The following is a 9689-nucleotide window of genomic DNA, read 5'->3' on the forward strand; positions in this document are numbered from 1 at the left end:
GGAAATGTTGCAGGGGTAATGTCTGTCCATGTAGTTCCGTCGTCTTCGGAAATGTATACTCCGGGGTCTTGAGTATAAGTATAGTTACTGTTTGTCTTCGGCTGGTATCCGTCCTGAGACAGAACTGCAATTACCTTGCCCAATGATGTTACAGCAACATCTGTCCAGTAATGCTCGTTAGCGCCTCCTATGGCTGTATTCCATGTATTGAATCCGTTACTTGATCTGTAAATATATCCACCGTTTGTAGCGACATAAACTGTTCCTGTTACAGGGTTTACTGCTATTTTTGAAATAAAATCAAAGTAGCTGTCCCATGAATTATTTTTGCCTGCGGATTCTACTAAAGACCATGAATTCCCGTTATCAGTGGATTTATAGAGGCCTGATCCGTAAAAATATGCCTGAAAGCTTCTGTCAGATGCGGAATTGCCTCTAAATTCTCCTGCTCCGTAGTACCAGACGTTTGTGTGACCTGGCCTCGGGTCCTGTGCAAGTGCTGTTACGCTTAACTGCTGATTAGGATTACTTTTTAAAGACCACGTACTTCCGCCATCAGTGGATTTCCATATACCTCCTGAAACGCCGCCTGCAATAATGGTCTGGTCATTGCTTACGTCTACAGCAAGGGCACGGGTTCTGCCGCCAATATCAAGAGGCCCTGCGTTCTGCCATGTGTAAGATTGAAGAACACTCCCTTTAAGAAGCATCTGCCCGGATTTTGGAAGAGTTTTTGCAAATTCAAGTTCCTTTTCTCTTATATTTTTGGGTATCCTGTTAGTTGCAGGATCTCTAAGTAATTCCCAGAAATATTCCATACGTGCTTTTCTGCTCTGCACAGAAGCTCGCGGCGAACTTGTTGATATTATTTTATGTATGTGTTTTGGCGCAGGCCGGGTTAGAATCTGCTTAACTGAGAGAGCAGCCAACAACAGAACTATAGGAACAAATAGTAAATATTTTTTCATGTTTTCCTCCTGATAAAATCTACTCAACTGTATTAATTGAAATAATTTCGTATTGCAATCCGTTTTTTACGTTCATTCCGGGCGGGATACGCCTGATTTTTGCATATATTGTTTTATTCTTCTTAAAATAACTTTTTTTATCTGTAAAAGATGAGTTAGGAACAATAATTGTGAAATTGGTTCCTGCGGATATATGTTGTGTGGCAGGGCCGGTTTTATGAACTATTTTCATTCTGCAGAAAAGAACGGTATTGCCTTTGTTCTGTCTAACCTCAGTAATTGTAAAATGTGCCAATGAGACACCAGGTGCCAGATTTTTTGCAGGCTGATGTATTGCGCGGGCAGCAGGAGCAGGGGGCGGGATTTTTTTCTTTGTACATATAGAACATCTCATTAATAATATTGAAATAGTAACGGCAAAAATGATCGGGAGAATGCGTTTTGTTGCGACCATAACAATTTCTCCTTATATAAATTAAAGGGATTGGAAGGCATTGCTTTAAATTTACGGCAGGAGCTGAAAGTTTTTCAAGTCCGTAAAAAAATATTATTAAATTCGACCCTCAATTGTCTGTATTTATTATTTTTTGAATGTAAGAGTATTTTATTTTATAATCAAGTTTTTTCTTGCGTTGTATAATGAAATTTCTTATCTTACTGTCCGCAATAGGTTGAGTTAATGTAAAGGAGTTATCAGGTGAAAAAGGGTATTCATCCGGAATATAAAGAGGCAACTATAACATGTGCATGCGGCAATGTAATTCACACAAGAACAACAGTAGGTGATATCAGAATTGAAATCTGCTCTGCATGCCATCCGTTTTACACAGGTAAACAGAAACTTGTAGATACAGCCGGAAGAGTTGAAAAATACATGCGTAAATACAGATCAAAAGATACTGGTTCCGACAAGAAGAAAGAAGAAAAGGCCTCATAGAAGAAAATAATATTTTTTAAGCGGAATGCGGGTATGTTGTAGTCGTATTCCGTTTTTTATTTTGTATCTTATTAATAATAAGGAAGCTATGTCAGAGAATAAAAAGGTTAATGTCGGAGGCCAGGCAGTTATTGAAGGTGTTATGATGCGCTCTCCGGAAGCTGTTTCAATTGCAGTAAGAAGGCCTGACGGTAAAATAGCCCTGAAGCGGCATGAGTATAAGGGGTTTACAAAACGTCATAAATTTTTTAATCTTCCGTTTATCCGCGGCGGAGTCATTCTTATTGAATCAATGGTATGGGGAATTAAGGCACTTAATTTTTCCAGCGATGTTGCAATGAGAGAGGAGGGTAAACCTGAAGAAAAAGGCATGTCTTCCTTAATGCTTGCATTGACTGTGATTTTTGCCCTGACTGCAGGAATGGGGCTTTTCTTTTTTGTCCCTCTTTTAATTGCAGAAGCAACCGGTGTAGAGAACGGAATTGTATTTAATGTTATTGATGGAGTTATCAGGTTGTTGATTTTTTTGGGATATCTCAGCCTGATCAGTTTGTGGAAAGAGATACGCCGTATTTTTGAATATCACGGAGCTGAGCACAAGTCTATTTTTGCTTTTGAATCCGGCTCTCCTCTTACAATTGCAGGAGCAAAACCTTTTAAAACTTTTCATCCGAGATGCGGAACGAGTTTTCTTCTCATTGTTGTCATAGTTTCCGTAATTGTGTTTGCATTTACAGGCAGGCCCCATACAATGGCTGACAGGCTTATAAGATTTTTGCTTATACCTTTAATCGGCGGGATTTCATATGAAATTATTAAACTTTCCGATTCAAAATACGGAAAGAAGATTGCAGGATTTTTAACATCTCCGGGTTTGTGGCTGCAGAGAATTACAACAAAAGAACCGGATGATTCCCAGCTTGAAATAGGTATTGTAGCTTTGAAAAGTTCTCTGAATCTGAAGCAGGATGATAATCTTGACATTGTTTATGAATGATCTGAAAACAGGGCATATCGTACATGGAAAATAATTCTATAATTGATAAAATTTCCCGGGTTAAAGATAGAGAGAAGGAATTAGAAGAGCTTCTTCAGGATGCTTCTGTTCTGAAAAACAATGAGAAACTTGCGGATGTTACAAGGGAATATAAAAAGTGCAGAACTATAACCGGCAAGGGATCTGATTACAGAAATATCCTGGAGACGATTGAAGAAGACCGGAAAATACTGGAAAATTCATCGGATCAGGAATTAAAAGAGATGGCCAAGGAAGAGCTTGATGCAAGCGAAAAGAGCAGGGAAAAACTTGAGCAGGAAATCAAAGTCCTCTTACTTCCTACAGATAAAAAAGATACCAAAAATGCAATAATGGAAATACGCGCTGGTTCCGGGGGAGAAGAAGCAGCTCTTTTTGCAGGCGACCTTTATAGAATGTATTCAAAATTTATTGAGCTTAAAGGGTGGTCTAAGGAGATTCTAAGTTCAAATCCTACTGAGCTTGGCGGATTTAAAGAAGTGATATTTTCAGTGCACGGTGAAGGCGCATACGGCGAGCTGAAGTATGAGAGCGGTGTTCACAGAGTGCAGAGGGTTCCCACAACAGAAACCAGCGGGAGGATCCATACTTCGGCAGCTTCTGTTGTAGTGCTGCCTGAGGCCGAAGATGTTGATATTGAGCTGAAGCAGAATGAGCTGAGAGTTGATGTGTACAGATCTTCAGGGCCCGGAGGGCAGAGTGTTAATACAACAGATTCTGCAGTTCGTATCACTCATGTACCTACAGGTCTTGTTGTTACGTGCCAGGATGAAAAGTCTCAGCATAAAAATAAAGCCAAGGCCTTAAAGGTGCTGCGAGCTCGCCTTTATGATATGAAGCACAAAGAGGAAGAAGCAAAGCTTGCTGCAAGCAGAAGATCAATGATAGGGTCAGGAGACAGAAGTGCCAAGATACGAACATTTAACTTCCCTCAGGGCAGAGTAACTGATCACAGAATAAATCTTACTCTTTACCGGCTGCAGGAGATTTTAAGCGGAGATCTCAATGAATTAATTGATCATCTGAAGATTGCAGAGCAGGACGAGATGTTAAAAGAAGTTTGAATTTTTTTAATGCAGTTTGTTGTTTAAAAGATTAGCTGTTCAATAAATCCTTTAAAATTATTAGTGTGAATCTTTCCATAGTCAAGTCCAAAATTTTGTGTAAAATTTTTCCTATATATTGTGGTTTTAGTTACCCTGCTTTTTAAAACTTATTTTTTTGTCTACTCTGCGGAAGAATACCAAAATCCCTCCTCTTGGTTTCCTCCCGATTCTGATTATCATATTTTTTTTAAAAGAGAATCGGGACGGGAATGACTCCCACCGGAGACCAGTTTTGGCGGAGATTTCCAGATGCCGGAAAAGATATTACTGTGGTATTCCTTTATGCTCTATACCTTATGTCTTTTGCTTTATCCTTTATCCTTATCTTTCCTTTGCGTTCGTTGCGAGAGATAATAAGATTTCTAAAATCGCTGCCGCTCCTTCGAAATGACGGATTGGTGAATAGGTTTTGGGCGTTGGGAGTTTTCTTTAAGATGTCAGCATAGTCCATGGCAAAGCAATGATTTTATCGCTCATCTGCTTGATTTCACTGCCGTTATAAATCAGCAGTCCTGCTGCTGTCTCAGGGTATTCGTCAATAAAAAGCTGAATACCGGAAATATCTGCGTATCTTGCCTGATCTGAAAATTTAACTTCAACAGCAATAAGCTTTCTTCCCCACTCAATAACAAAGTCAACTTCTTTGCCTGTAGATGTTCTCCAGAAATAAATTCTGGCTCTTGGCGCCATAAGCTGTGTTAAAACATGTAGATGCAGGTATATCATAGATTCAAAAATACTTCCCGTATAATCAGAAGAAAGTAATGAGTCTTTATCATAAAAGCCTGATAGAAATGTGGCAAGCCCCGGATCTGTCCAGATTAATTTGGGCGATTTCATCAGACGTTTGGTTCTGTTTACTGCATAAGCAGGTACTCGTGTCATTAAATGTGTGATTTCAAGCAAGTTCATGTACCTGTGTACTGTGGGCTGACTAATGCCTGTATCACGCGACACTTCTGTCTGGTTGATTATTTTGCCGCACCTGAGGGCGCATGCGGTCATAAGTCTGCGGAAATCCGAAAGAGACTCTATCTGTGAAAGTTGTCTGAGGTCCCTTTCCAGATAGGTCATTACATATCCTTCCCACCATAAAAGGATTGATTTGGGCTCAGTGTACCGCATAAGACCAGGCATAAAACCTTTCCACATAAGAGAGGCAGCGTCCGGAAGGGGATTTTTTAATTTGTAGTTTTCAGGCAGTTCCGAATTAAACAGGGATTCCAGTAGATTGACCATTGGAGATGAGTTGATCTCTCCGTATGTCATTGGGTGAAGGGTGTAATATACAGCTCTTCCTGCAAGACTTTCACTGACTTGTTTCATCAGGTTCATATTTGCAGATCCGCTTAGAACAAAGGAGTGTCTGTTGCTGTCATTATCAACTGTTTGCTTAATAGCTTCCACTAACCTTGGTGATTTCTGTACTTCGTCAATGACTACCCGACTGGTTCCTGCCCATAAATCCTGAGGGCTTTTTTCTGCCTGATGAAGAATATCATAATCATCGAGTGTAAGATAACGCCATTCTGAAAATGGTTTTTCCTGCAGAAGCAGTGTGCTTTTACCTACCTGCCTTGCTCCTGAGAGAATAATCACAGGGTGGTTTTCTGCAGCGTATCGCAGTTGCCCGGCAAGCCACCTTTTTCGGTAGATTAATTCGCGTCTTGAATGATTTTCATTCATAGTACGAATAAAATACAATTATTTATTAAAAGCAAGTTTTTTCTGAGAAAATTGAAATCAGATGGATTTTATTAATGCTCTTTCTTTTGCATTTCCGGGCGGAGGTTTCCAGATGCCGGCAAATATCTCTGTCATATTCCTTTATACCCCCTACCTTTTTTGTTTTAAAGTGACAACCTATTTCAGGACAAGATACATTTATTTATCCGTCAATAAATTGAAATGGTAGAATAATTTTTATGTTAATATTTGTTTTTATGAAAATATTTTTTATCTTGCATAATTATACTGGTTTACGTAGAATATATAGTTATTTCAACCGTCTAATTTATGCGTTTAAGGAGGAAGTTATGGCCGCTATAGCCGGGGAACAATCTTTTTTCCATCCGTCGGGGAAACCATTCAGATTCACTATTCTTGGATTTGTCAGTCTGCTTACATACGGAAGCTATTTCGCATATGACTCTATAGGCGCAATTGCGCCCACGTTGCTTAAAACCCTGAATGTTGACCGCAGTGCTATAGGAACCATGTATACGGTTTACAGCATAGCAGCAATTCTTTCTGTGTTTTTAGGCGGTATACTTATAGACCGAATAGGCACGAGAAAGGCCTCTTTTCTTTTTGCGGCATTAGTGGCAGTAGGTGCCGGTATTGTGGCGATTTCTCCGAATATCACAGTTCTCTATATCGGGCGTTTTGTTTTCGGAGGAGCATCAGAAGCCCTGGTAGTCTGTCAGAGTGCCATATTTGCCCGCTGGTTTAAAGGCAAGGAACTGGCCCTGGCTTTTGGAGTCGGTTTGACTATCAGCCGGCTGGGCACCCTCTTCTCTTTTAACACAGAAGCACTTATTGCACAATACTTCCATACATACAAAGCCGCACTCTGGGCTGCGGTTATATTCTGTGTCCTATCTCTTCTTGCTGCAGTTATCTACTACATACTTGACAGCCAGGGAGAAAAGGTCCTTAAATTGAAGGACGAAGAATCCGATGAGAAGGTGAATTTCGGAGACATTAAGAAATTTACATCCTCTTTCTGGTTTATTGCACTTTTATGTGTTACTTTTTATTCAGCTATTTTCCCGTTTACATCCCTTTCCACTGATTTTTTCCATACAAAATGGGGACTGCCCCTTACTGCTTCCGGGCAGGGAGGATTCTTATATCAGGTATTTTATAATATCACTCATATGTTTACCACAGCCGGGGGTACTACAACAATAATTATCGCTGCCTCCATGTTCCTGGCACCATTTGCAGGATCTCTTGTGGATAAGATAGGCAAGCACGGCACTCTCATGGTATTCGGGTCTCTGCTCATGATTCCTGCATTTCTGATTATGGCGTTTACTATGATTCCTCCCAAATACCCCATGATGATGCTCGGCGCTGCTTTTGTTCTTGTACCTGCTGCCATGTGGCCGGCTGTACCTCTGATTGTCAAGGAAGGCCTGGTGGGATCGGCATTCGGCCTTATCACTATGATTCAGAATATAGGGCTGGCACTTTTTCCCTTCTTAAACGGAAAATTACGGGATATTACACATACATATACAGCTAGTATGATAATGTTTGCGTCTCTCGGATTATTCGGCCTTGTATTTGCCATTCTTCTCAGGCGTTCGGATAAGAGAGCAGGCGGAATTCTGGAATCCTGACAAACAGGATTTTTATGATGTTATAGAAAGATGAAAATGGAAAATTATGATATAAAAAAAAGAATTATCAAAGGGCCGGGGATAGGTGCTATCCTTAAAAATGCTGATATTGAATCTGCTTCTTTGATTCTTTTATCAACCTTTCTGCTTTTTATCTGGGTGTATTACGGCAAACAGGATGCGTTTTATAATTTTTTCCCGGGGATGAAATCTGCTGCTGGTTCGGATTTTTATGCTACAATTTATGAATATGTATCTGCATTTATCCTTATGTTTGCAGTTCCGCTTATTCTGGTATGGGTTACTTCACGAAAGGGAGTAAAGGATTTCGGATTGCAGGCAGGAGATGCGCGTTTCGGAATAAAATTTGTGCTGATAGCTATTCCGGTTGTCATTTTTATAGCATATACAGGTTCTCTAAGTCCGGCAATGCAGCATGAGTATCCTCTTGCAAAAAGTGTGATCGGCCATACAAACAAGTTTATGGTAATTGAAATTTTCTACCTTATGTACTATGTGGGCTGGGAATTTCTTTTCAGAGGCGCTATGCTTTTTTCAGTTGAAAGAGTTTACGGCGCTGCTGCTGCAATTCTTATTCAAACAGTACCATCAGCACTGGTACACATTGGCAAACCTGCACCAGAGAGTTTCGGCGCAATTATCGGGGGGCTTATTTTCGGATATCTTGCAATAAGAACAAGATCATTCATCTATCCTCTGATTCTGCACGCCTGCCTCGGTATAGGAACAGATATCTTTACGATGCTGCAGAGATGATATGAAAGTTTTGGTAACAGGAGCAAATGGTTTTGTGGGAGCCGCATTATGCCGACTCCTTTTACAGAAAAAATATAAAGTAAGAGGCCTTGTAAGGGAAACAAGCGATTTAAACCTTCTCAATGGCATTTCCATTGAGAAAGTTTACGGGTCTCTTAAGGACAGGGAATCCCTTAAAAAAGCAGTTGACTCAGTTGATATTGTATTTCATGTTGCAGCTAAGGTGAGTGATTGGGGTACTTTTGAGGATTTTCGTAAAGTTAATGTTGAGGGTACACGCAATCTTATAGAAGCTTCAATATCATCTCGTGTAAAAAGATTTGTTCTGATAAGCAGTGTTGCTGTGCACAGCTTTATCGGTGCAGAAAACATGAATGAAGATTCCCCACAGCTTCCTACAAGGTATCCTTACTGTCAGACAAAAAGAGAAGCAGAAGCTCTTGTTATGCAGTATCATAAAAAAGGTTTAATTGATGTTACTATTGTAAGGCCGGGAGATGTGTACGGGCCCGGAGACAGAACAAGCCTGCTTAAAATGAGCAAAATGCTAAAGAGCGGGACAATGGGTTTGATTGGCAGGGGCAGAAAACTCGGCGCGTTTGTATATGTGGAAAATCTCGCGTATGGAATTTATCTTGCAGGCGGGAAAGCTAGTGCAAAAGGCCGGGTTTATGTAATTACTGACGGTGTCCGGATGACCTGGAGAGAGTATTTTGATAAGCTTACTTCTGCTATTGGAGTTCCGGGGCCCAGATTTTCCCTTAATCCTGTTCTGGCGTGGTTTTTTGCATTTGTTTTTGAGGCTGGTTACAATATTTTAAAAGTAAAGGCCAGGCCGCCTCTTACACTCTACCTTGTTGATCACTTGACCCATGATTTTCATTTTACAATTAACAGAGCGGAGAAGGAGATAGGTTACAAGCCTATTTTTAGCACTGACGAGGCGATAAGAAGAACTGCAGAATGGTTTGTAGCCGAGACAGAAGGAAAATAAAAAAAGAAAGTAAGTGAATATTATTTTAATAATAGTGTGTAATGAACTGATAAAGCAGAATATATGACATCAAAGCAAGATGAATTATTACAAAAGATAGGAGAGTTCTCGGAGCGCCGTGGAGTTGCAGTTTATGCTGTAGGCGGTTATATCCGTGATAAGCTTCTGTCAAGAGAGACAAAAGAGATAGATTTTATGGTACTGGGCGACGGCCCTGCATTTGCGGCTTCTGCTGTAAAGGAGCTTGGAGGAAGAGGGCTTGTAACATTTGACAGGTTTGGTACGGCATTTTTTGAAACAGGCGATTACAAAATGGAATTTGTAACTGCAAGACGGGAAATGTATGATAAGAATTCCAGAAATCCTGAAGTTGAGAAGAGTGATTTCGAAACAGATATTAAAAGGCGGGATTTTACTATAAATGCAATGGCAGCACAAGTCACTTCCCGGGGCCTTGGAGATATTGTAGATATTCTCGGGGGACGTAAAGATCTCGAGAAAAAGATAATTCGTACTCCTCTTGA

10 protein-coding genes are annotated in these 9689 nt (G+C 40.3%); 7 read left to right on the plus strand and 3 right to left on the minus strand.

The features are described 5' to 3' along the window. The coding region (locus J7K93_13355; protein MCD6117987.1) for an exo-alpha-sialidase at positions 1-968 on the minus strand (968 nt) is incomplete at its 3' end. Positions 969-987: 19 nt separating this feature from the next. After that, complete coding sequence (locus J7K93_13360; GenBank protein ID MCD6117988.1) at positions 988-1422, minus strand: hypothetical protein; 435 nt, start codon at positions 1420-1422, stop codon at positions 988-990. Between the two features lie 243 nt (positions 1423-1665). Between J7K93_13360 and rpmE the strand changes: the two genes are divergently transcribed. From rpmE to prfA, 3 genes are all read left to right on the plus strand, one after another. After that, the gene (gene rpmE / locus J7K93_13365) at positions 1666-1905 is read left to right on the plus strand and encodes a 50S ribosomal protein L31 (protein ID MCD6117989.1); all 240 of its coding nucleotides are present in this window, start codon (positions 1666-1668) and stop codon (positions 1903-1905) included. 88 nt (positions 1906-1993) lie between these two features. Next, the gene (locus J7K93_13370; GenBank protein ID MCD6117990.1) at positions 1994-2902 is read left to right on the plus strand and encodes a DUF1385 domain-containing protein; all 909 of its coding nucleotides are present in this window, start codon (positions 1994-1996) and stop codon (positions 2900-2902) included. Between the two features lie 38 nt (positions 2903-2940). Then, entirely contained in the window at positions 2941-4005 is a 1065-nt protein-coding gene (gene prfA, locus J7K93_13375; protein MCD6117991.1) for a peptide chain release factor 1, read from the plus strand. A gap of 471 nt (positions 4006-4476) precedes the next feature. Here the strand turns inward: prfA and J7K93_13380 are convergent, their stop codons facing one another. Continuing rightward, the gene (locus J7K93_13380) at positions 4477-5733 is read right to left on the minus strand and encodes an ATP-binding protein (protein ID MCD6117992.1); all 1257 of its coding nucleotides are present in this window, start codon (positions 5731-5733) and stop codon (positions 4477-4479) included. A 350-nt stretch (positions 5734-6083) separates the two neighbouring features. Between J7K93_13380 and J7K93_13385 the strand changes: the two genes are divergently transcribed. The 4 genes from J7K93_13385 to J7K93_13400 form a co-directional block, all read left to right on the plus strand. Then, a complete protein-coding gene (locus J7K93_13385; protein MCD6117993.1) occupies positions 6084-7394 on the plus strand; it encodes an MFS transporter in 1311 nt (436 codons plus the stop codon). A gap of 30 nt (positions 7395-7424) precedes the next feature. Continuing rightward, a complete protein-coding gene (locus J7K93_13390) occupies positions 7425-8171 on the plus strand; it encodes a CPBP family intramembrane metalloprotease (GenBank protein ID MCD6117994.1) in 747 nt (248 codons plus the stop codon). A 1-nt stretch (position 8172) separates the two neighbouring features. Further along, positions 8173-9165 (plus strand): NAD-dependent epimerase/dehydratase family protein, encoded by a 993-nt coding sequence (locus J7K93_13395; protein ID MCD6117995.1) that lies wholly within the window; start codon positions 8173-8175, stop codon positions 9163-9165. 63 nt (positions 9166-9228) lie between these two features. After that, positions 9229-9689: tRNA nucleotidyltransferase (locus J7K93_13400; GenBank protein ID MCD6117996.1), on the plus strand; the 461-nt coding region annotated here is incomplete at its 3' end.

This window comes from bacterium, from assembly GCA_021158245.1.
In the GTDB taxonomy this organism is placed as follows: domain Bacteria; phylum Zhuqueibacterota; class QNDG01; order QNDG01; family QNDG01; genus QNDG01.